Consider the following 21,366-nt stretch of genomic DNA (forward strand, 5'->3'; position numbering starts at 1 on the left):
TTCTTTTTTGTTGATACTTTGGATTTTATTTTGGATTCAGTGGCGGACACGGGATTACATTTTCATGCCCTTGCCCGTTTTCTTCTGCGGCTTCTCCTGCTGCTGTTGCTGGCGGGCGTCCTTCGGGTTGGTCTGACCTTTCTGCAACGGCTCTCTCAGATTCTTTGTAGCCTCGTTGGTCTTGCCATCGTTGTTCACCGCCACCTGCGTGCGGCTCTCGTTGGACGGAGCAACCTGCTGTGCATTGTCAGGGTTCGTGTCGTAGCGGTACGGGCGTCCCTTCTCCGGGTTGAACTTGATATACATCGTGGCATGGAAGCCCTGCTTGTCGGTCACGTTCTCCAGCTTCACGGCTTTACCCGCCACATAGTCGGCTTTCTGCTGGTCGGTGAAGCTCACGCCGCTCCATTTGCTGATGGGGCGGATGCTGCCGTCCTCGTTCGTCCACGTGTTGCGGCGTTGCTCCTTCTTGGTCTGTGCGGCATTTTCCCCGCCCTGCGCCTGACTTTTCGATGTGTCGCCTTTGGTTTCCTGTGTCTGTGCGGTACGGGGCGACTTGCCGGTTCCCGGCACGAACTCCACGCCGCGCTGCTCCACGTTCACTTGCAGGGTGGTGACGAACTTTCTGCCGTCGTTGCGCTCGATGAGCTTGTCGCGTACGGGCAGTCCGGCGCGGAGCATGTCCCGCTCCTGCGTGGTGATTTCCGTCTTGCCGATGCGCTCCGGGATGCGCACCCTGCTTGCCGGAATGTCCGTGATTTCATTCGTCTTGCGGTCGATGCTGATGTAGGAGGGGATGATCTCGCCCGTTTCCCTGTCCACAATGTCCACGACCCTACCGAGATTGCCCGTTTCGCGGAGGTTCTTCCGGTCATTGTCGGAGAATTTGTGTTCCTTGTACTCATCCAGCTTCTGCTCCTTGCGGATGAAGTGCGGCACGAGGCTGATGTTTCCCTCACCGTCCTTCTTGAAGGAGAGGCGGGCGTCCAGCTCGAATGATTCGCCGCCGAAGGTCGGTTTGACCTTTACCAAGTCGGACTTGCCATAGTTGAGCATCTTCGTAAGGTCGCCGGACTTTTCAAGGTTGTCCCGCTTTACGCCCCATCTGTCCTCCAGCTCCTGCCAGTTGATTTTACTCTCGTCGATGGGCTGGTAGCCACGTTTGCCCTGCATCTGTTCGGATTTGTCCTGTTGCTGTTCTTTCCGTTGTTCCATGTTCTCCTGTTTTTGAGGTTCTTGTTTCTCTGTCTGTTGTGCTGCCATCTCTTCCTGCACCTTCTTCTCATAGTCGGAGGTGTCCACCTTGTGAGGGGCGAGCAGCTCCTTGTTCGCTTCGGGGTCTTTCAGCAGTTGCTTCATCACCTCTAAGAGATTTTCAGCTTGGTCTGCCGCAATGCGGTAGAAACCGAAGCGGCTGGGTTCCTTGCACTGCCGGAAGAAGTTCTTGAAGAAGTTGTCCAGCACGTCGCCATGTCGGTCGAATTGCAGGAAACTCTGCGCGTTCTCCGCTTTTGCGGGGGTGCGCTTGGGTGTGCCGTCCGCGTTCAGCCCGGCTACCACGCTGATCTCGCCTGTCTTCTCGTCACGGACTACCAGCACGTCCTTTTCGTCTTTTTTCTTTGCCATCTGAAAAATGTTTTAATGGGTTATTTATGAAAGAAATTATGGATACGAGCCTTGTAGAAGGCTATATCTTCCTTTTTGAAGTCCTTGATATGGTTGGAAAGGAATGTCAGCACGTCCTCCTCGCTGTAATAGGTCTTCTTGCCCAGCGTCTTGTAGGGCAATGCGCCTACGCTGCGGTAGCGTTGGAGGGTGCGTTTGCTTATCTGGAGCAACATGCACAAATCCTGATTGTCGAAAAGGCGGATGCTTTCCGTGATAGTGGGCTGTTTCCCCTCAGCCTTCATCGCCAGCAGCAGTTCGTCCTGACGGTCGAGCCGTTCCATCAGCTTCTGCATCCAGCCCTCGAAGTTGTTTCGTGTGAGCAGTTCCATGACCTATGTCCTCCTTCCTTTTGGTTTGCCGCCCGTGCGCAGCGTGTGGTTGTGGAACAGGGTGTCTATTGTCCCTTCCTCGTTCCTTACTGTGTTGTCCTCCAATAGCCGCAGTATCTCGGAAAGGCGGTAGCGGCAGCTTCCGCGTACCACCACATACTCGATACGGTGGTCGGTGCGCATACGCTGCATGGTGCGCTTGCTCACGTTGAGCATCTTCGCCGCCTGTGCCGTGTCAAGCAGCTTGTCTTCGGTTTCCCGCTTCCGTTTCTTCTCGTCCCTTGCCTCGCGGATGTACCCTGCGATGTTCGCAATCTGCGCCATCATCTCCTTGTAGGCGGAACTTTCCATTGTTATCACTTTCATGTTCCACGGAGCAAAGGCCGAGTCTGTTGTTACCCGTGCCTGGAGCCAGGTTGAAGTCGGCACTCCGGTAGTCGAATTGGAGACTGCCAAGTGGAATCAGACCGATCCTTACAATATGTTGTGTCCCAAAGTAAATATGCAGTTTGCTTATACCGGATGTACGATAACGGCTCTTGCCATCGTGATGCGCTATCATCAGTGGCCCGAAAAAGGGGTAGGGACCTTGCCCGGATACCAGACTGATACGTATAGAGTAACCGTACCCGATCTGCCGTTGGGCCACACTTACGATTGGAAGAACATGTTGTTGGAATATCCATATTTCGGCTATTCACAGGCTGAAGCCACTGCCGTAGCCACGCTGATGCGCGATTGTGGTGTCATGCTGCAAGCCGATTTTGGCCCTGTCGGCAGTTCCGGGACCGCTGCTTCTACATTTTATATTCCCTCCGGTCTGACAACCTACATGGGCTATGACAAAGAGGCGCGTTCTGTTTCGCGCTACAATTTTAATACATCCGAGTGGAACGACTTGATGCAACGCGAGCTGGACAGCAACCGGCCGGTCATCTATTCGGGATTCAATGCCAACGCCGGACATGCTTTCGTACTGGATGGCTACACCGATCAGAACTACTTCCGTATCAACTGGGGGTGGGGCAGCTATTGCGACGGATATTTTCTTTTGACGGCTCTTGATCCCGATGGACAAGGAGCCGGTGGTTCAGAGGGCGGCTACAACGAGTTTCAGAGTGCTGTGATCGGTATCCAGAAAGATGCCGGTGGAAAGGGGATTGAAGAATTGCGCTATACGGAATGTTTCATGCAAGGACGAAATAACAATGGAATGTCTGTCGATGGACCCGTCGTTTCTGGAGAACTTTTTATGTTATATATGGGAGGGCTGCTCAATACTGGCTCAGTCACATTTGATGGAGAACTCATGTTTGCAGTTACCGATAAGGAGGGAACGGTTGTGGAAGAATTCTATAGGTCGGAATTGGTAGATTTGCCGGCAAACCATTACGTTTACGGTACTATCAATGTCATCATCAAAAGCCCCATTCTCCCTGGTTACCGCATCCGGGGCTACTATCGCAGTGCGAACACTCCCGAATGGACGCTCATCAAGGGAAACGATGAGGATGGTTGCGTATGGGATCTGCTGATTGCCGATGAATACTCCATCGAGGAGACCACCCAGCTCACCTATAACAAGAAGAGCCGTCTGTTGAGGCTTCTGGTGAAAGACGGTGTCTCTGTTTCCTTGCGTTCCTCCGGTGGCAGCGACTGTAGCGACAAGTGCCAGATCCAGGGAAATGAAATAACCGTCGACACCTCCCTGCTTCGCGACGGCACCTATTCCCTGACACTGCAGAAGGGAGACGACCGGAAGACGCTGAATTTCTCTGTTGCCAATGCAGCCGAATAAATCAAAGAAAACGAACATACATAAATCTAAGGAATATGAAACTGAACATACATCTGATTATAGCGATCCTCTGGTCGGCAGTCTTTCTGCTGTCGGCTTGTTCGGACGATCCTGAGAACGGGCAGCCCGAAGTTCCCGTCCTCACCTTCGACAAGGACCAGCAACTTGTGTTCGAAACGGCCGGTGGCCAGGCCGATGTACATTTCACTTCCACGGCGGCATGGACAGCCGAGGTCGATCAGGACTGGTGCAGTGTCACTCCCGCCCAGGGCGATGCCACGTCTTCGGTGGTCACGCTGACCGTCACTGCCAACGAAACGCCGGACGAACGGAATGCTACGCTGATTCTGAAGTCGGGAACGACAACAGCCCGCATGACCTTTGTGCAGAAACAGAAAGACGCTCTGACCGTCACTTCCAACCGTGTGGAAGTGGGTGCGGAAGGTGGAGAAGTGACGGTCGAAGTCAAGGCGAATATCGCTTTCGACTGTGAGGTAGACGAGGCAGCTGCCGAATGGCTGAGCGCTGTCCAGACGCGTTCGATGACGTCCACCCAGCTCCGCTTCACGGCTGCCGCCAACGAGTCGTTCGACAAGCGCGAAGGGAAGATTGTGATCCGCAGTGGCGAGCTGTCCGAAACCGTTACCGTCTATCAGGCCGGCGAGCAACCCGGAGTAATGCTTACGCAAGACGAATATACGGTGGGCAGCGAAGGAGGCATCGTGGCCGTAGAGCTTCGCAGCAATGTGCCTTTCCAGATGCGTATGCTCGATGATGTCGCTTGGCTGAGCGAGGCGGTTACCCGTTCGTTCTCTACCTATACGCGGCGGTTCGAGGTTGCTCCGAACGAAGACTATGATTATCGTTCGGCACGGGTCGCCTTCTTCAACGAAGAGCTGGGACTGGCCGATACGGTGACCATCACGCAGGTACAGAAAAATGCCATCCTGGTGGCGCAGGAAGAATATACGGTCGACGCCCTGGGAGGCACGCTCGATTTCTCGGTCAATACGAATGTCGATTTCCAGGTTTCGCTTTCTGCCGAATGGATCCGTCAGGCTGCTTCCACCCGTGGACTTGCGGAAGTGCCTTTGCGCTTTGTCATCGATACCAATCCCGGCCTGGAGCCGCGCGAAGCCGTCATTTCGTTTACGGCGGGTGAGCTGTCCCAGTCCGTCAAGGTCATCCAGCCCGGACGTCAGGACAAGGGTTGGCTGCGCATTGTCCACACCAACCGGACGTTCAGCATCCCGTCCATCACCGGTCCCTATTTCAACTATGGACACATCTCGTGGGGTGACGGACAGGAAGAGGTCTATCAGGAAGAAGCCGTTCATACCTATCAGACCGAAGGTTCCCACACCGTGTCTGTCGAGCTGTTGGGAGCGGAAGAAGTTTCTTTGCCCAATCTGGTCGGAGTGACCGATCTGGATTTGACGCAGTTCTGATGATGTATTGCAAACCGGGCGCATATCAGAAGGATAAGCTTGCTTATTTTTTTGATATGCGCCCGGTTTGCACTATCTTTGTACCCTCAAAAATCAACTGTTACTGGAAGATGGCTAAAGCGTTAACTGATCAAGAAGTGGCCTTGTTGAGACGAAAGCTCGACTTGTTGCTCCGTACCGGAAAATTATTAGTAGAGAGTGCTGCCGATACCAACCGTATCGTGCGTAACATGAACCGTGTGGCTGCCTATCTGGGCCTCCCCGAAGAGAAGCTCCACATCGATGTGAGCTACACCATGCTGATGGTCAACGTCAGCGACGGCTCCCATTCGTTCTCCAAGTTTCAGAAGTGCGAGAAGCATGGCATCAACATGACCGCCATCTCCGAGATCAGCAAGCTTTCCTGGCGTGCCATCGAGAACGACTATTCGCTCGACCGCTACGAGGAAGAGCTGGAACGCATCCGCACCAAGAAGCGCAACTACCTGCCTTATGTCGTGGCCATCGGCGCCGGCTTTGCCTGCGGCGGTTTCTGCAAGCTGTTCGGTGGCGACTGGATTGCCTTCCTGTTTGCCTCCATCTGTGCCTTTGCCGGTTTCCGCGTGCGTGCCCGTTGCATCGAGTTCGGCATCAATCTGTACATGAGTATCGCCATTGCGGCCTTTATCTCCACCTGCCTGGCCTACGTCACTACGTTCACCGGCCTTTCGCAGACTCCCTATCATCCCTTGCTGGCCTGTGCCCTGTTCATCGTGCCCGGCGTTCCGCTCATCAATTTTGTGGACGACATGATCGACAATTATATCCAGGTCGGCATCGTCCGTGCCGTCAACACCGCCCTGATGGTAGTGGCCATGGCTTTCGGCATCGTGTTGGCCATGCGGCTCCTGGTGATGGAAGACGTGGTCATCGACCGCAAGTTCAGCGAGCTGAGCATCGTGCCCCACGATTCCTATTGGGTCTATGCCGTTGCCGCCGCCATTTCGGCCATGGGCTTCTCCATGATCTTCAACATCCAGCGCCGCCTGCTTTGGGTGGTGGCTATCGGTGGCATGCTGGCCGTCTGCACGCGCAATTTCGTCAACTTCGAGCTGGGCTTCGGTCCGGTAGTCGGCTCCTTTATGGGTGCTCTGGTGGTTAGCCTGGTGGCCGTGAAGGCCGTCCACTGGTTCCATGTTCCCAATCACGTGCTCACCATTCCTTCCGTCATCCCCATGATCCCCGGTGTGCTGATGTACCGTTCGTTGGTGGCGCTCATCAATATGAATGGCATCGTGGGCGAGGTCACCACTGTCGTTTCCAACGGCATCAACGCTTCGCTCATCATCCTCTGCATTTCTCTGGGTGTAGCCGTCCCCAATATTTTCGCCCGCCGCTACATCGCCAAGGACCGCCAGCGCTTCCTCAAGGCCGAGCTCCAGAAGCGTCGTGAGCGCGGTAAGTTCATTGAGTGGTAAGAAACTGATGGTTTACGTGGAATAAATTAATAATTTAAGCTTCCGTTTCTAACTTGAATTATTGATTTATGACAATTGTAAAACTAAAAATCCATCCGTCCTCTCCCCGGATCGGGAAGGGGACGCCTCTTTCCGAAAGCTTCAGGGACTATACGTTGGGCCTGATTGGCCGTCTGCGTCTTTCGGGCCGTTGCCGCACGGCCGAGTCCTACCTCACGTCGTTCAACAGCTTCATGCGTTTCCGCGACGATGTCGACGTGTCTTTGGACAAGATAGACGCCGACCTCATGACGGCCTACGAAGGCTACCTGCGCCGCGAGGGCATCTGTCCCAACACCTCTTCCTACTACATGCGCAACCTGCGCGCCATCTACAACCGTGCCGTCGAAGACGGCCTGACAGTCCAGTGCTATCCCTTCCGCCGTGTCTATACCGGTATCGACCGCACGGTCAAGCGTGCCGTTCCCCTGCAGGTCATCGGCCGCATCCGCAACCTGGACCTCAGTCTCGATCCCCGTCTCGACTATGCCCGCGACCTCTTCATGTTCAGCTTCTACACCCGTGGCATGTCTTTTGTCGACATGGCCTACCTGAAGAAGAAAAACCTGCGCGGCGGTTTCCTTTCCTACTACCGCCACAAGACCCGCCAGTTCCTGTCCGTCCGGTGGGAGCGCCCCATGCAGGACATTGTCGACAAGTACGACACGGCCGACACTCCCTACCTGCTGCCCATCATCCGCGACGTCTCGCGCGACGACCGCAACCAGTATCTCAGCGCCTCCCATCAGGTCAACATCCGCCTCAAGGAGCTGGGTGCCCGTCTGGGGCTCGACATGCCGCTCACCACCTATGTGGCACGTCACGCCTGGGCCAGCATTGCCTGGGACAAGCGTGTCTCCATGTCTGTCATCAGCCGTGCCCTGGGCCATCATTCCGAGCATACCACCCGCATCTACCTGGCTTCACTGGATACGTCGGCGGTCGATTGTGCCAATCGCGACATCCTTAAAGCACTGGATGTAACTGGATGTAAGCGGTAGGAACCTCTGATTTCCGTCTTTCCGGCCGAGTCTTTGGGTGGTGCGGATTGCACGGTGTTGGGCAGACTCATTCCCGCCGTGCCATTCCGTGCACCGAAGTACAAAAGGCTGTTTGTAAGGAGTCAAATCAAAATTGTGTTATTCTTTTATTTCCTGCAAAGAATGTTTATATTTGTACTGCGTAAAAATACTCATTCCACTGCGTAAAATGTAATCCTATGTATAAAAGGTCAGAATATCAGGTTATTAAGCGTCGCCTTGAAGAGCGCAGACGATTTATTCAGGTTGTAATGGGAGCTCGTCAAATCGGTAAATCCACAGTTGTCAAGCAAGTGCTTAAAGATATTGATATCCCTTATCAGTTCTTCTCAGCCGACAATGTGCCTGCCACGAATTCCGCTTGGATTTCAAATTGTTGGGCAGCAGTTCGCAGCTTAAAAGAAAGTAAGAAGTTGGAAAGCATCATTCTCGTTATTGATGAAATTCAGAAAATCAGCAACTGGAGTGAAGTCGTAAAGAAAGAGTGGGATGACGATACATTTTATGATCGTGATATTAAGGTGCTTTTGCTTGGAAGCAGCCGGGTATTGCTGGAAAAAGGTTTGTCGGAATCTTTAGCCGGAAGGTTTGAGGAAATTCGTATGGGGCATTGGAGCTATCAGGAAATGAGAGAATGCTTTGGATACTCTCTGGATCAGTATATTTTTTATGGTGGTTATCCTGGAGCGGCTGTTCTGGTAGACGATTACGATCGTTTCCAGCAGTATATCCAGTCGTCTATTATAGAGGCTACTATCAATAAAGACATTTTGATGGACACGCCGATTAGCAAACCTGCTTTGCTTCGTCAGACGTTTGAATTGGGAGCTGCTTATTCTGGCAACCTTTTGTCTTTGAACAAAATGTTAGGAACTTTACAAGATGCTGGTAATACAGCTACTTTGGCTGGCTATGTCAATTTGTTGGATGAGAGTGGACTACTTTGTGGTCTTCAGAAATTTAGTGTCGACATGGCGAGGCGGAAAGCCAGTATTCCTAAATTTCAAGTTTATAACAATGCTTTGAAAATGGTGTTTAGTCCGTTTTCGTTCGAGCAGGCCATACTCGACCGTAAAACATGGGGGCATATTTTTGAATCCGGTATCGGAGCCTATCTTGTTAATCAGGCTTTTATTCACCGTTTCGAGGTGTTTTATTGGCGCGAACGCAATGATGAAGTGGATTTTGTTCTTAGAAAGAAAGGGTCTGTGATAGCAATCGAAATTAAAAGTAATGCGGAGAAAAGAACTGAAGGATTGGAAAAGTTCAGGGTGCTTTTTCATCCGAAAGCATCATTCATTATCGGTGAAGGGGGAATAACTCCGGAGGACTTTTTTACGATGGATTTAAACAGGCTGTTCTGATGCTTATCTGTAAATATCTCGGTTATATATTTCTCGTAAAGAGCGGAATTTTGACAAAATAAGTGAGGTGGATTTGTAGAGTAGGGGGGTCTTTCTCTTCCTAAGAGAAGGATTCATTGTGCAAAGATGGGGATAATTCCCCAAATAACCAAACAAATAAGGAAATATAAATATTTATTTTTTCAGAATTTACTACACACATTTTCCTGATTTGTTGAGCGAAACAGATTGAAAAAGGGGCAACAGATACTTGGAGCGCCAAGGTCTGAACATGCCTTCCTTCTCTTAGGAAGAGAAGTGCCTGAAAAAAGGGTGTTGTGCGAGGAAAAAGCGGCGTTGAAAAGCCCTGTCGGTGAATGAAAATCTTTGAATGATAACGAAGAGAACCATTGCCCGGAAATTTTCAGTAATGCACGGTGATAAACTTGTAAATTATTGTTTTTCAGCAAGATATAAATCTTGTTGATATGGCCGAGGAACACCTATGAGCGAAGTGAAGCCCCTGATTGCTACTCCCGAAATGTTGGACGGCATGCGCAACGGACGCCAGGTCCGCTGGTATGTGCTTTCGCTTCCTTCCTGCCATCGCGGGCCGGCCTGCGGACTTCAGGAAGAACTCGACCGCCGTGTGCAGGAGGGCGAACCCGTGTTCGAATTTTTTGCCCCTTCCTACGTGGAAGTGCGCGAGTCTCGTGGTGAGCTGGTCAGCACCGAGCGTCCGCTGCTCTACAACTACGTGTTCATCCATGCTTCCGAAGTCGAGATTTTTCGTCTCAAGCGGCAGCTGCCCCAATACAACTTCCTGCCCCGTGTGCGCGACAGCCGCGGCAGCCACTATCCCTACTTGTCCGATGCCGCCATGGCCAACCTCCGTTGGGTGGCACGTTCCTACAGCGACGTGCTTCCCGTCTACGTGCCCCAGCCGGACAAGCTGCGCAAGGGCGACCGCGTGCGCATCACCGAAGGACGTTTCCAGGGCGCCGAAGCCGAAGTGGTCATCCAGCCCGGTGCCGGCCGTAAGGATGTCGTGGTCTGTGTGGACAACTGGATGTGGGTGCCCCTGCTTCATGTCCGCCCCGGCCAGTACGAAGTCATCAGCCTGAACGCCGACGGCAAGCACGTCTACACCCGCCTGGACAATGACCGCTACAGTGCCGGTCTTCACCAGGCCCTCTGTCGCCATCACAGCCCCCAGGGTGTCACCGATGCCGACCGTGCCCTGGCTGCCGAGGTCCTGCGCCTCTACGCCGGCCTCCGTCTGGACACCGACGTCCTGCGTTGCAAGCTCTACGCCCTTCTGCTGCCGGCCCGTGTCATTCTGGGCCAGGTGGACGAGTGCCGCGAGCTGCTGAGCGTGGCCCGCACCTTTCTGCCTCTCATCAAGGCGGAACAGTCGCGCGCCCTCCTGCTCGTCACCCTCTACGGCTGCACCGACAGCAGCATCTACTACGAACAGGCCCACGAACTCCTGGCTCCCTGGCGCCAGCAGTCCGGCCTCAAGAAAAGCAAACTCCGTCTTCTCCAGTGCCTCGACGACTACGATCGGGTGCTGGGACACTAAATTTAATTGATAATTGAGAATTGAAAATTGATAATGAACATCTGTCATTCCTTCATTCTCCATTTTCCATAAATTAAATGTCTTCCGCCCATCCCCTGGCAGCCCTGCTGACCGGCCATTTCGACGCCATCATGGAGCGCGAGCGTACCAACCGCAGCTCCGTCCACCTCTACGGTGCAGGCGACTATTGGGTCGCTTTCGAACAGTCGGCCTACCAGTTGTGCCAGCTCATGCCCTCGTGCGAGACCTCCCTTTTCCGGTTTGCGGTCTATCCCTTCCCGGTGGTCATGGCGTCCGTCACCGATGCCCAGCTGCAATCTTTTGTGCGGCTGCACATCCTGCGTACCGACCAGCCTGCCTACAAGGTGTTCTCTGTCCGGCCCTATTCGGCGGACCGCTACCGGTCGTGGCACCGGACGCTGGAGCGTGGTTCTGCCACTTCCTAGGTCCGGCAGACCCGAACCGAAAGACTCCTCCGACAAACAAATTGACAAAACAAGATAAATTCATTTAAGAAACTTGATTAAGATAACTAAACTAAACTGACGTGGATTATTTATTCATTTTTGCAACATTTTTGTTGGCAGCCCTGACGGCGCGATTCATCATTCCGCGCATCCTCCTGATCTCCATCCGGAAGCGGCTGTTCGATGTTCCCGATGAGCGGAAAATACACACGCAGGCCATTCCGCGCCTGGGCGGTGTGTCGTTCTTTCCGACGATCCTCTTCGCCTACGCCCTGGTGTTTGCCGTCCGTCTGCTGGGCGGTGACACGTTTGCACCGACGTATGCGCAGCATCTCCTTCCCGAGATGCTCCTCTTCGTTTGCGGCATGACCATGCTCTACCTGGTAGGCATCGCCGACGACCTGGTCGGTGTCCGCTATCGCCAGAAGTTCCTGGTACAGATCTTCTGTGCCTGCCTGTTCCCGCTGGCCGGCCTGTGCATCAACGACTTCTACGGTCTGTTGGGCATCCATCAGCTGCCTGCCTTCGTCGCCGTTCCCTTTACCATCTTCACGGTGGTGTTCATCACCAATGCCATCAACCTCATCGACGGTATCGACGGACTGGCGTCCGGTCTGAGCGGGGTAGCCTTGCTCATTTTCACCGGCCTGTTCATCGAGAAAGGGCTGTGGAGCTATGCCATGCTTTCGGCCGCCACGTTCGGCGTTCTCGTTCCCTTCTTCTATTACAACGTTTTCGGCAATGCCGACCGCGCCCGCAAGATCTTCATGGGCGATACGGGTAGCCTGACGCTGGGCTATACCCTCTGTTTCCTGGCCATCAAGTATTGCCAGTATGCCCCGTCGGTGGTCATTTCTTCGGACGACGCCTTCTTCATCGCCTTCAGCACCCTGCTGCTGCCTGCGTTCGACGTCATCCGGGTGGTGCTCTACCGTCTGCGCAATGGCCGCAACCCCTTCGAGCCCGACAAGAATCACATCCATCATAAGTTGCTTGCTATCGGCCTGACGCCCCGTCGTGCCATGGTCAGCCTGGTGTCTATGGCCTGCCTTTTCTGTCTGGTCAACATCCTGCTGGTGGCCTACGTCAACAGCACCCTGCTGCTCATGGTCGACATCATCGTCTGGGTGGCCCTGCACCTGTGGTGGGACTATTTGATCAAGAAGCGGAAAACAAGTATTCCTTCGCCGCCTCGAAACACGGGCACGCCTTCATCGGATTCAGGTCGCGATGCCCCACGATGAGCGCCTGCGGAAACATCCGCTTCAGCTCGCGCAGCAGCGCCACGAGGCTTGCCTTCTGTTCCAGTGTCCGCGTATCCTTCGGTTGTCCCTGGCGGTCCAGTCCGCCTTCGTAGCAGACGCCTATGCTGTGCCGGTTGTGGTTCCGGCAGTGGGCTCCCACCTGTTCCAGCGGTCGTCCGCGGTGTATCTCGCCGTCGCGCGTCAGGTAGAAGTGGTAGCCGATGTCGCGGAAGCGCCGGTGCCGGATGTGGTCACGGCGGCACTGTTCAAAGTCAAAGCTCTGTCCCTCGCGGGTGGCAGAGCAATGAACGACGATCAGGGTCACGGTTCTCATCCGCCTATACACGATGAGATTCCGAATACGCCGGCCAGGGCAGTAGCCACGGCCACAATTGCTTTGAGCACAATGCTCCAGACTGATTTCTTCTTCATAATTGATAATTGAAAATTGATAATTGATAACTGATAACTGAGAATGGATAATTAGTGTCTTTCATTTTCCATTATCCATTCTCAATTCTCCATTATTACAGCGGACTTCCTCCTTCTTCCTCGTCCTCACCTCCGCCGCCGGGGGTAGGAGTCACCGCGGTGCCGTCGCCCAGGTAGTACTCGTTCTGTTCGCGCAGCGTCGCCTCCAGGTTGATTTTCGCGTTGCTCAGTTCGCCGGTGGCACGTGCGCGCAGCTTCAGTCCTGCCACGTGTTCCGACACCTTGAACTCTGCCGCGCTTGCCGCCCCGTGGTCGCTGATGATGCCCACCGAGAAGATAGCCAGGTCGTCCAGCTTCACGTTCTTGCCGTCCAGGATCAGTTCCTTGATGCAGGTCACCATGTCTGCCAGGACGCCTTTGATCACGCCCGGCGAGAACGGCGTGTTGTGTTTCGACATGTGACGGGACAGCAATTCGATGTCCAGCGTCTCGTTAATCACCGGGCGTGCATACCACAGTCCGTTGCACGGATGGTTCTCGCCCACAATTTGAATTTTTCTGTAAGTAATCATAGGTTTAATTGATTAATAATTAGTAAATAATAATAGAGGATTGTAGGGACACACCATGGTGTGTCCGCCTTGTCCGCAATATAGGATGACTCAGTAACCGGACACACCGTGGTGTGTCCCTACAACTTCCTGACAATACAAAGATAACACCTCCGCCACGCGAAAAATCCATAACTGTAGGTTAGGGTAGGTAAGTGTAGGTAAATGTTGATTATCGTAGATTATTGTTGATTATTGCCGCTTTTGCGCATGGCGTTTCCGCTGATTTTCAGTATCTTTACGTCCGTAAAGACCAACACGAAATCTATGGAAACATTCACCATCCGCGCATACGGCCGCACCGAGCTGGCCCAGTTCTATTTCCCCGGCCTCAATCCGCAGACGGCCTACCGCAAACTGCAGGAGTGGATCGACTTCTATCCCCACCTGCGCGAACGTCTGCAAGCTGCCGGTTGCCATCCCCGCAGCCGTGTCTACATGCCCGTGCATGTCCGCATGATTGTCGAGGCGATCGGGGAACCTTAGGGAAATGAAGAATGAAGAACGAAGAATGAAGAATTGGACTTGGGCTTCGTAACTATGGACTTTAGCGCGCTAACCATGGACTTTAGCGTGCTAAAGAGGGACTTTAGAAAATTGATAATGGATAATAAAAAAATGGATAACTATTCATTCTCAATTATCCATTTTCAATTCTCCATTAGGCAAATCTTCCCATCGCCTGCTGGTTCCGGTAGATCTCGTCGCCCGTCAGCTCGACGACGCGGTAGCCCCGCTTGCCCGCCACGCGGACCTGCTGGAACCCCGCCTGCGACATCACCATCCCGATCTTCACCGTGCTCAGCCCCTGGCGCAGGCCTACGTTGATGCGTGCCAGTATCTGTGCGTTCGTCACGAAGATACACGTCTCGCCCTCCATCGGGCGGCGGTAGTGCGTCAGGATCAGTTCCTGCTCCAGGCAGGGCACTTCGAACTGGCGGTTGTGGTGGTTCAGTGTCTTCACCTCCTCGTCGTCCAGCCAGTAGGCGAAGCCGTTCCGCGTCAGTGCATACGCCTGGGCGAAGATCTCCGCATAGTCCGGCACGTGGTCATAGGGGCTGTCGATGCTCTCCACCTCGAAAGGCATCCAGCGGCGGTTTCCGCTCAGGTCGTTCAGGAACTGGCGGTTGTTGCTCGTGCCGCAGAAGCTGGCAATGTGGGGCCGCATCTCCTTGTAGCGGGCATACGCCGCACGTTCGTTCACGTGGCGCATGGTGGTGAGCGCCTTCATCTGGTTCAGCTCCTTGCTCTCCATCTCGTCCAGCTCTTCGAGACACACTAGGGCGAATTCCGAGAGCGTCAGCAGGTCGTCGCGCGTGATGTTGCGGCTGTTCGACTTCAGATAGAAGTAGCGGCGCAGGGCGGGCGGCAGCAGGTTGTTCAGCCAGGTGGTCTTGTAGATGCCCTGGCGGCCGATGAGCACCAGTATCTCGTGGTTCACCGTCTCCTCTTCGAGCAGGGCGGCCAGCATCGCCACGAGCCATTTCTTGAAGAAGCGGACAAAGAGCTCGCCATCCTCCTTGACGTGTACCTGCGCGGCCAGCCGTCCGATGTGGTCGGTCGTTCCGTCCCACGGGGGCAGGGCGTCCACGTATTCGCGAAAGGGGTTGTACAGCGGCACGAAGTCCGACTCGATCACCGTCTGCACGTCCGTTTTGCGTGCCGGGCCCGACTCCTTGCACAGGCGTCGCCACATCGAGTTCACCTCGCGGTCCGTCAGGTCCTTGAAATCATCCGTTCCTTCGGGAGCGAACTCATATTTGCCGGTCACCGTGTTCTTGCGGAAGCGTCCCTGCCGGTTCAGGAACGCTTCGATGTCGTCCACCGTGACCCGCCCCTGTCCCTGGGAGGCATCCGCGTCCTTCCGCCGCGTGCCGAGGCTGCGCGTTCCGTGCTCCTCCGTGTGCTGGTAACACGAGCGCAGGATGCCCTCCACGTCGCCGTCGTAGTCGGCGAAGCGTTCCGTGGCCCATCGGGTCGCCTCCTCGCGGTCCGCCCCGTAGGCGTTCAGCAGGTAGCCCATGCGCATGATGTACTCGTTGTGGTGGTGTTCCGTGTAGGCGATGCCCTCGTCGGCGAGCAGCCTCTCCGCCGTGCGGACAATGCGGGCCAGCTGCCTGTCGGCGGCTTTCCGCTTTGCGGCGGATGCCGTCTGCTTCGGCCGGCTGATGAGGAACGTCGTCGCTTCGGGGTTGAAGAAAACGTCCGGGTCGTGCGCCACCCCGCTCAGGCGCGTCGCGTTCTTGCACTTCTCGTCGTAGGGATGGCCTGTCAGCGCCTCGTAGTGATGGTTTATGCGTCCGAAGGCCAGTACGTGCAGCTCCTGTTCCGAGCGCGGCTCGTAGTCCCTGGCAGCGTCGTAGGCCGCGACGACGCGCAGTCCTGTTCCGCTGATGGTGGTGTAGGCCAGTAGCGTGTGCCGGTCCTCCCGCACCCGCCGGATGCATTCCTCCATCTGTTCCGGCGGGATGTGGTCGAAGTCCGCCATACACAGGTGCGTCCATTCGCGGATATGCTCCTTGCATTTGCCTCCGCCGAAGCGCACCGCCACGGCGAAACACGGGCAGACACTCTTCTCGTGTCCCGCCGCCTCCTTCTGTCCCTGCGACAGGAATTCCCGGTAGCGGCGCGTGTGTTCGGCCGTATCCGCGTCGTGTCGGATCAGTTCGACGATATGTTCCAATGCGATGTCTGTGGGTTTCAGTCCCCTGTAGCCTCTGAACAGGCTGAGCGTTGTCTTTTTCATAATAAAAGAAGTTTTTAGGTAAACATTCGTGTCCGTCTCGGTTTGTCCGTCGTGACAGTGTTGCGAAGTAGCAAATTACTCACGAAACTGCCAAATTCCTCGGTACCCACATGTCAGTACCGAAAACGGGCAGATTTAATGGTTTTAACGAAAATTAGTAGAGTTGTTACGCATGATATAGCGATAAATTAAATTCAAATGTTAAAACAAATACTGATAAAATTATGAAAGCAGCTTATTTTTTCAGTCCCCATTTAGGGGAATATATCATGCAATTGCAACACGTTGTTCCCGTCGACGGACGTCTGTTGAGTGAAGAAAGTCTGGCCCGTCGGGCCCGCATGTCCAAGACCACTGTCGAGCGGATAAAAAAGGGGTAGAAAAGCATCTGTATGCCTACTACGCCATCCTTCGTATCTATTGGGAAGCCTGCCAGGACAGTCAGGTTCTTCCTCCGGACCGTTTCCTCCGTGAGCTCCACCGCAGTCTGGAAGCCGATCACCGGCTCCGTCACGGCGACTGATGCCAACGTGTTGCAGGACCGGCCCGGTGCCGGTCCCTGCTTTTTCGGCAGTGTGCCACCCTGGCCTCCCGAAAACGCAACTTCTCTCTATATAGATACAAGGTTATTGAATTGTTAATGGTTTTAACGGTCACTCTCCCCTGCGCGCGCGTGAGAAAGGTGTATATAGGGGGTGGAAGGGTGTCACATCCGGCACTGAAATTTCGGATAATCCTTGTTTATTTGCCGGGAAATCGCTTAATTTGCTGAAAAGATAGATTTATGGAAGGATATCCTTATAGAGACGCGCTTGATTTGCAGATTGCAGACAAGTATTGGAATATGCTGAAAGATCTCAGTGACAACATTAAATTGCGCTTGGCCACTCGTCTGACGGCTTCCGTGCTTCACGAAAAGGCTGAGGCTCAGGAAAAATCCCTCACCCGTACGGTACTTGATAAATATTGCGGTGCATGGGAAGGTGAGGAATCAGCCGATGAAATAATGGCTACAATCAAGCAAAACTCAACCATTCGCAAGCCGTTGTCGTATGAATAAAAGATATTTGTTGGACAGCAACATTCTGATACACTTATTGCGCAATCAGCCTGCCGTACGTTCAAAAATAGAACAGGTTGGTTGGGAGAATTGTTGTATATCTGAAATATCGGTAGTTGAACTCCTGTATGGTGCTCAGTGTAGTACTGCACCCGAAAAGAATAGAGAACTTGTCAAGGGTTTGCTTTCCACTATAGAAATTATACCGTTCGGGGTGTGCATTGAGGAGTTCTGTATTCAAAAGGGGCGTCTCCGTCAATTGGGATTGTTGATTGAAGATTTTGATTTGTTGATTGGCTGTACCTCTGTAGCCATTGGTTGCGTGATGGTGTCCGAAAATATAAAGCATCTCAGTAGAATAGCTAATATAGAATTGGAAAATTGGGTAGTAAGATAATCCTTTCGTGAGCTGATTGTCCTCCGTGTCCCTCTGTGTCCTCTGTGGTGAAGTATCACAGAAACGTTAAAAACGCATTTTCAGTTTTTTGTTTATCCGGCTTTGTTTATATTTGCAAGAAACCAGAAAAACAAGTATGTCAACTGCACTATCATTTGAAAACGAAGATAAAATGGCGAATGCCATTTTGGAAATGATCCGTCTTCAGAGTTTTAATGTGAAAGATAAGATCCAACGTATCTTGACGAAGGAAGTCAACGAAGAGCGGGGCAGGCAGTCTGTCTATGCATCTTCACCGGGTGGTACACCGCGTACGATGGCCGATTTGCGTGGTATCTTGAAAGACGATGGGCGCAGCTATAAGGAGATGCGTGATGATTATCTGAAAGAAAAATACGGATTATGAGCGTGTTTTTTGATACGAATGTTGTGATAGTTCTGCTTGATAAGAGATACATGCTACAATCCCAGTTTTAACCCCAGATGAATTTTTGACAAAACGATAAGATTAACCATTAACCCCATGTCCTACGCCGCTGACATCGAATCCATTTTCAACCCGTGCAATCTCGATGAAGATTGCAGCTATATAGCCCACCTGTTATCGCCCTACGAGAAACTCATCGTAGCGCGTATGGATGCAGGAGACTACACCTGTGCCGTCACCGTGTTTCTTGAAATCCTGGAAACCCTGACGCGTCATTTTGTAGCGGATGAGCACTATACCTATTTCGACGACATGTATAGTCCGGAATATGTCTGCGATGGCATTATGCGGGTCATGAACCGCAGGATAGAGCAAGGCCTGTTTCCGATAGCGGAACAAGCCCGTCTGAAGGCAGGTCTCGAGCAGGTGAAGCAGTCGGAAGCCTGTCAGGATTATGGGGTGTTGCTGATGATGCTTTGAGAATCTGTGTTCATCCGTGTAATCCGTGGTGAAAAAATATTCTCCCTCTGTGGGACTCTGTGCCCTCTGTGGCGAATGTCAGGGTGTCACATCCGGCGCTGAAATTTCGGATAATCCTTGTTTATTTGCCGGGAAATCGCTTAATTTGCGGTATGCGTTTACAAGGGAATGGTGTTATGACTCAACGAAATATTGAAGACAGAATGATATTTGCCGCTTCGTGCATTGAAAGTGTAGCAAAGGAATGGAATCTTCCTCCGGATGAAGTTTACAGACGGATGAAGCGCGTTAATTTGATAGAAGGCTATATTCTGAAGCATTATGAAGCCATACATGCCGAAAGTCGTGAAAATATTACGGAAGATATAGCAGGTTGCCTGCTGCAATGGGAGAAAGCAGAAAAGCAGGAGGAACCGGTATGAAAGTGTATCATGGTGGTACGGTTATCGTAAAAGGCCCCTTGGCAGGCATCGGAAGAGCAGGGCTGGATTTTGGGCAAGGATTTTATGTCACTGTCCATAAGAAGCAAGCTTGTGAGTGGGCAGCCCGTATGGCTGACCGTCGACAACAGTCTCCGGTTTTGAATGAATATCAGCTGGATAGAGACACTGCATTGAAAGAATATAAATGTCTTGTTTTTGAAAAATACGATAAGGCTTGGCTTGATTTTATTGCAGGAAACCGGAAAGGCAGGCAACTGTGGAAAGGGTATGATTGGATTGAAGGAGGGGTTGCCGACGATCGGGTGGTTGATACGGTAGAATCGTATATAGCCGGGCTGATGGGAGTCGAAGAGGCTTTGAAGCGATTGACTTTTTTAGTCCCCAATAACCAAATTTGTTTGCTGAATCAATGTTTGATTGATCGTTGTTTGAGATTTGTGAACTATACCCTGATATAAAAATTGGATGTCATGTTGAGCGAAATTTTAATGTGGAATAAAGTGGGACGTGTGGTGACACTGATAGCCAAGCGTCTGAACATTTCACCGGAACGTGCCTTGGACTTGTTTTATAATTCCGAAACAAGTCTTCGGTTGCACAACGCCAATGATTATCTTTATCTGATGGGTGATTTATACGTCGTCGATGAAATGTTGTCTGAACTGCGTGCCGGTGAGTCTCCTGATTTTTAATCTGTGAAACTCTGTGTCCTCTGTGGTGAAGTATCACAGAAACGTTAAAAACCCATTTTCAGTTTCTCGTTTATCCGGCTTTGTTTATATTTGCAAGAAACCAAGAAAGATATGGAAACAATTCAAATTAAGTTGGAGAAACAGCTTCTGGATAAAGCTCTTGTATATGCCAAGCAACGTTTGACAAAACGATAAGATTAACCATTAACCCCATGTCCTACGCCGCTGACATCGAATCCATTTTCAACCCGTGCAATCTCGATGAAGATTGCAGCTATATAGCCCACCTGTTATCGCCCTACGAGAAACTCATCGTAGCGCGTATGGATGCAGGAGACTACACCTGTGCCGTCACCGTGTTTCTTGAAATCCTGGAAACCCTGACGCGTCATTTTGTAGCGGATGAGCACTATACCTATTTCGACGACATGTATAGTCCGGAGTATGTTTGCGATGGCATTATGCAGGCCATGAACCGCAGGATAGAGCAAGGCCTGTTTCCGATAGCGGAACAAGCCCGTCTGAAGGCAGGTCTCGAGCAGGTGAAGCAGTCGGAAGCCTGTCAGGATTACGGGGTGTTGCTGATGATGCTTTGAGAATCTGTGTTCATCCGTGTAATCCGTGGTGAAAAAATATTCTCCCTCTGTGAAACTCTGTGTCCTCTGTGGTGAGCCCTACAGAAAAACTTCAGACCGGATTTTTTGTTTATTTGCCGGGAAATACGTTTCTTTGTATGGAAAGAATGAAAAGTCAGCAATGAAAGATAAGATAAATCTGAATAATTATCGGCTTACGGGGTTGGAAGAACCCAGTGACGAGCTTTTGGCTGCCTTGATGAAAGAAGTGGCCGAAGAGGCCGTACGTAAGCGTCGCCAGGCCCGCAGCGAATATTTCAAGCACTTGCGCGATTATTCCGATGAACGCATGAAGGCATGGAAGGACCGTATTGAACAAGCTAAAGCCGATGTATATGAGCAATGACAATCCCCATCGTCCTGTACTGATTGTGATAGCCGGCCCCAATGGTTCGGGAAAAACCTCTATTACATCGCGTATCTTGCGTCATGAATGGATGGAAGATGCTGTGTATATCAATCCGGATATAATCGCTCAGGAAAAGTTTGGTGATTGGAATTCTTATGATGCCGTGATGCAATCGGTGAAATATTGTGAGGCCTTGCGTGAGGAATGTCTTCTTCAAAGGCGGAGTCATATTTTTGAGACCGTTTTGTCTGCCGAAGATAAGGTTGATTATGTTATTCGTGCACGTCGTGCAGGCTTTTTCATTCGTCTGTTTTTTGTGTGTACAGCAGATCCTACAATAAATGCTTCCCGCATTGCTGGTCGCGTCATGGAGGGTGGTCACGATGTACCTATTACAAAAATTATTTCCAGATATTATAAATCGCTGGCCAACGGTCGCATTCTTTCACAGGTCGTAGATCGGGCATATTTTTATGACAATTCAGTCGACGACAGAGACGCCTGTCTTCTTTTCCGCTTGGCAGACGGGCATCTGGTCAAGCGATATGTAAACGAAATCCCTCAGTGGGCAAAAGATATTTATTCCTCGATTCTGTAGCGATAATATTATCTCTGTGGAACTCTGTGTCCTCTGTGGTGAATTACAAATCATCTTCTGAACATTTACATATACCATTTA

27 protein-coding genes are annotated in these 21,366 nt (G+C 52.1%); 20 read left to right on the top strand and 7 right to left on the bottom strand.

Features of this window, described 5'->3' with window-relative positions:
- Nucleotides 1-54 precede the first annotated feature (54 nt).
- Genes BQ8005_RS00285 through BQ8005_RS00295 form a run of 3 tightly spaced genes read right to left on the bottom strand, consistent with a single transcriptional unit; the run spans nucleotide 55 to nucleotide 2,363 of the window.
- Nucleotides 55-1,626, bottom strand: coding sequence for a DUF3945 domain-containing protein (locus BQ8005_RS00285; RefSeq protein WP_004291455.1), 1,572 nt, complete (start codon nucleotides 1,624-1,626; stop codon nucleotides 55-57).
- Between the two features lie 20 nt (nucleotides 1,627-1,646).
- Entirely contained in the window at nucleotides 1,647-1,997 is a 351-nt protein-coding gene (locus BQ8005_RS00290; protein ID WP_004291454.1) for a helix-turn-helix domain-containing protein, read from the bottom strand.
- Between the two features lie 3 nt (nucleotides 1,998-2,000).
- The gene (locus BQ8005_RS00295) at nucleotides 2,001-2,363 is read right to left on the bottom strand and encodes a helix-turn-helix domain-containing protein (protein ID WP_004304264.1); all 363 of its coding nucleotides are present in this window, start codon (nucleotides 2,361-2,363) and stop codon (nucleotides 2,001-2,003) included.
- On the opposite strand from BQ8005_RS00295, the gene BQ8005_RS00300 reads away from it, so the two are divergent.
- From BQ8005_RS00300 to BQ8005_RS00335, 8 genes are all read left to right on the top strand, one after another.
- Nucleotides 2,362-3,795, top strand: a complete 1,434-nt coding sequence (locus BQ8005_RS00300) for a C10 family peptidase (protein WP_075316685.1) — start codon at nucleotides 2,362-2,364, stop codon at nucleotides 3,793-3,795. The two genes, BQ8005_RS00295 and BQ8005_RS00300, sit on opposite strands and share 2 nt — an antisense overlap.
- A 35-nt stretch (nucleotides 3,796-3,830) precedes the next feature.
- The gene (locus BQ8005_RS00305; RefSeq protein WP_075316686.1) at nucleotides 3,831-5,243 is read left to right on the top strand and encodes a BACON domain-containing protein; all 1,413 of its coding nucleotides are present in this window, start codon (nucleotides 3,831-3,833) and stop codon (nucleotides 5,241-5,243) included.
- Nucleotides 5,244-5,353: 110 nt separating this feature from the next.
- Complete coding sequence (locus tag BQ8005_RS00310; RefSeq protein WP_075318808.1) at nucleotides 5,354-6,700, top strand: threonine/serine exporter family protein; 1,347 nt, start codon at nucleotides 5,354-5,356, stop codon at nucleotides 6,698-6,700.
- Nucleotides 6,701-6,768: 68 nt separating this feature from the next.
- Entirely contained in the window at nucleotides 6,769-7,740 is a 972-nt protein-coding gene (locus BQ8005_RS00315; protein WP_083610464.1) for a tyrosine-type recombinase/integrase, read from the top strand.
- 218 nt (nucleotides 7,741-7,958) lie between these two features.
- Nucleotides 7,959-9,143 (top strand): ATP-binding protein, encoded by a 1,185-nt coding sequence (locus BQ8005_RS00320; RefSeq protein WP_075316688.1) that lies wholly within the window; start codon nucleotides 7,959-7,961, stop codon nucleotides 9,141-9,143.
- Nucleotides 9,144-9,627: 484 nt separating this feature from the next.
- Nucleotides 9,628-10,704 (top strand): transcriptional regulator, encoded by a 1,077-nt coding sequence (locus BQ8005_RS00325; protein ID WP_075316689.1) that lies wholly within the window; start codon nucleotides 9,628-9,630, stop codon nucleotides 10,702-10,704.
- Between the two features lie 77 nt (nucleotides 10,705-10,781).
- Nucleotides 10,782-11,150 carry a hypothetical protein gene (locus BQ8005_RS17860; protein WP_075316690.1) on the top strand — a complete coding sequence of 123 codons (369 nt, stop codon included), beginning with the start codon at nucleotides 10,782-10,784 and terminating at the stop codon, nucleotides 11,148-11,150.
- A 101-nt stretch (nucleotides 11,151-11,251) separates the two neighbouring features.
- The gene (locus BQ8005_RS00335) at nucleotides 11,252-12,415 is read left to right on the top strand and encodes an MraY family glycosyltransferase (protein ID WP_083610465.1); all 1,164 of its coding nucleotides are present in this window, start codon (nucleotides 11,252-11,254) and stop codon (nucleotides 12,413-12,415) included.
- Here the strand turns inward: BQ8005_RS00335 and BQ8005_RS00340 are convergent.
- The 3 genes from BQ8005_RS00340 to BQ8005_RS00345 all read right to left on the bottom strand — a co-directional run bounded on the left by BQ8005_RS00340 (nucleotide 12,330) and on the right by BQ8005_RS00345 (nucleotide 13,419).
- Nucleotides 12,330-12,749: an N-acetylmuramoyl-L-alanine amidase gene (locus BQ8005_RS00340; protein WP_075316691.1), complete on the bottom strand. Its 420-nt coding sequence runs from the start codon at nucleotides 12,747-12,749 to the stop codon at nucleotides 12,330-12,332. The two genes, BQ8005_RS00335 and BQ8005_RS00340, sit on opposite strands and share 86 nt — an antisense overlap.
- Nucleotides 12,746-12,847 (bottom strand): smalltalk protein, encoded by a 102-nt coding sequence (locus BQ8005_RS17285; RefSeq protein WP_159436178.1) that lies wholly within the window; start codon nucleotides 12,845-12,847, stop codon nucleotides 12,746-12,748. Before BQ8005_RS17285 ends, BQ8005_RS00340 begins: the two co-directional genes overlap by 4 nt.
- Before the next feature lie 95 nt (nucleotides 12,848-12,942).
- Entirely contained in the window at nucleotides 12,943-13,419 is a 477-nt protein-coding gene (locus BQ8005_RS00345; protein ID WP_021848214.1) for an HU family DNA-binding protein, read from the bottom strand.
- A 306-nt stretch (nucleotides 13,420-13,725) separates the two neighbouring features.
- On the opposite strand from BQ8005_RS00345, the gene BQ8005_RS00350 reads away from it, so the two are divergent.
- A complete protein-coding gene (locus BQ8005_RS00350) occupies nucleotides 13,726-13,944 on the top strand; it encodes a DUF4248 domain-containing protein (RefSeq protein ID WP_021848213.1) in 219 nt (72 codons plus the stop codon).
- Nucleotides 13,945-14,119: 175 nt separating this feature from the next.
- Here BQ8005_RS00350 and BQ8005_RS00355 read toward each other — a convergent pair whose 3' ends face one another.
- On the bottom strand, nucleotides 14,120-16,204 hold the full coding sequence (locus tag BQ8005_RS00355; protein ID WP_075316692.1) for a VapE domain-containing protein: 2,085 nt from the start codon (nucleotides 16,202-16,204) through the stop codon (nucleotides 14,120-14,122).
- A 224-nt stretch (nucleotides 16,205-16,428) separates the two neighbouring features.
- Between BQ8005_RS00355 and BQ8005_RS17290 the strand changes: the two genes are divergently transcribed.
- The 11 genes from BQ8005_RS17290 to BQ8005_RS00405 all read left to right on the top strand — a co-directional run bounded on the left by BQ8005_RS17290 (nucleotide 16,429) and on the right by BQ8005_RS00405 (nucleotide 21,285).
- The gene (locus BQ8005_RS17290) at nucleotides 16,429-16,584 is read left to right on the top strand and encodes a hypothetical protein (protein ID WP_021848211.1); all 156 of its coding nucleotides are present in this window, start codon (nucleotides 16,429-16,431) and stop codon (nucleotides 16,582-16,584) included.
- 404 nt (nucleotides 16,585-16,988) lie between these two features.
- Nucleotides 16,989-17,264 carry a hypothetical protein gene (locus BQ8005_RS00360; RefSeq protein WP_075316693.1) on the top strand — a complete coding sequence of 92 codons (276 nt, stop codon included), beginning with the start codon at nucleotides 16,989-16,991 and terminating at the stop codon, nucleotides 17,262-17,264.
- Nucleotides 17,257-17,661, top strand: coding sequence for a type II toxin-antitoxin system VapC family toxin (locus BQ8005_RS00365; RefSeq protein ID WP_075316694.1), 405 nt, complete (start codon nucleotides 17,257-17,259; stop codon nucleotides 17,659-17,661). The genes BQ8005_RS00360 and BQ8005_RS00365 overlap by 8 nt, the downstream gene beginning before the upstream one ends.
- A 172-nt stretch (nucleotides 17,662-17,833) precedes the next feature.
- The gene (locus BQ8005_RS00370; RefSeq protein ID WP_159436179.1) at nucleotides 17,834-18,067 is read left to right on the top strand and encodes a hypothetical protein; all 234 of its coding nucleotides are present in this window, start codon (nucleotides 17,834-17,836) and stop codon (nucleotides 18,065-18,067) included.
- 117 nt (nucleotides 18,068-18,184) lie between these two features.
- On the top strand, nucleotides 18,185-18,568 hold the full coding sequence (locus tag BQ8005_RS00375) for a hypothetical protein (RefSeq protein ID WP_075316696.1): 384 nt from the start codon (nucleotides 18,185-18,187) through the stop codon (nucleotides 18,566-18,568).
- Nucleotides 18,569-18,744: 176 nt separating this feature from the next.
- Nucleotides 18,745-18,990: a DUF3791 domain-containing protein gene (locus BQ8005_RS00380; RefSeq protein WP_075316697.1), complete on the top strand. Its 246-nt coding sequence runs from the start codon at nucleotides 18,745-18,747 to the stop codon at nucleotides 18,988-18,990.
- A complete protein-coding gene (locus BQ8005_RS00385; RefSeq protein ID WP_075316698.1) occupies nucleotides 18,987-19,469 on the top strand; it encodes a DUF3990 domain-containing protein in 483 nt (160 codons plus the stop codon). The genes BQ8005_RS00380 and BQ8005_RS00385 overlap by 4 nt, the downstream gene beginning before the upstream one ends.
- Nucleotides 19,470-19,481: 12 nt before the next feature.
- Nucleotides 19,482-19,703 carry a DUF3791 domain-containing protein gene (locus BQ8005_RS00390; RefSeq protein WP_083610467.1) on the top strand — a complete coding sequence of 74 codons (222 nt, stop codon included), beginning with the start codon at nucleotides 19,482-19,484 and terminating at the stop codon, nucleotides 19,701-19,703.
- A 212-nt stretch (nucleotides 19,704-19,915) separates the two neighbouring features.
- Nucleotides 19,916-20,299, top strand: coding sequence for a hypothetical protein (locus BQ8005_RS00395; protein ID WP_075316699.1), 384 nt, complete (start codon nucleotides 19,916-19,918; stop codon nucleotides 20,297-20,299).
- A 160-nt stretch (nucleotides 20,300-20,459) separates the two neighbouring features.
- Nucleotides 20,460-20,684: a hypothetical protein gene (locus BQ8005_RS00400; RefSeq protein WP_021848210.1), complete on the top strand. Its 225-nt coding sequence runs from the start codon at nucleotides 20,460-20,462 to the stop codon at nucleotides 20,682-20,684.
- Complete coding sequence (locus BQ8005_RS00405; RefSeq protein ID WP_021848209.1) at nucleotides 20,674-21,285, top strand: ATPase; 612 nt, start codon at nucleotides 20,674-20,676, stop codon at nucleotides 21,283-21,285. Before BQ8005_RS00400 ends, BQ8005_RS00405 begins: the two co-directional genes overlap by 11 nt.
- Nucleotides 21,286-21,366: the final 81 nt, after the last annotated feature.

The sequence above is a fragment of the Bacteroides togonis genome, from assembly GCF_900130135.1.
GTDB lineage: Bacteria > Bacteroidota > Bacteroidia > Bacteroidales > Bacteroidaceae > Bacteroides > Bacteroides pullorum.